Here is a 241-nt window from a genome sequence, read left to right on the forward strand (position 1 = left end):
TTGGGAAACTAACTAACTTTATTCAACGCCTCGACAAGTGGTTGAGGGTCCGAATAAGGCAGTATATCTGGAAGCAATGGAAAAAGTTTAAAACTAAGGTAACTAACTTACAGAAGTTAGGGCTGTCCCAGCGTGATGCATATGTCTTCGCTAGTACCCGCAAGGGCTACTGGCGAACTGCACATAGTAAGACCTTGAGCTATTCTCTAACTAATAGAAAACTGGAACAACTTGGACTTAT

1 protein-coding gene is annotated in these 241 nt (G+C 41.9%); it reads left to right on the top strand.

What is annotated here, in order from left to right; translation table 11 throughout:
- Positions 1-241 (top strand): group II intron maturase-specific domain-containing protein (locus LMC10_RS01460; protein WP_411377829.1); only part of this gene is annotated, 241 nt, incomplete at both ends.

Source organism: Limosilactobacillus reuteri subsp. simiae, assembly GCF_020784875.1.
GTDB classification, from domain to species: Bacteria; Bacillota; Bacilli; order Lactobacillales; family Lactobacillaceae; genus Limosilactobacillus; species Limosilactobacillus reuteri_H.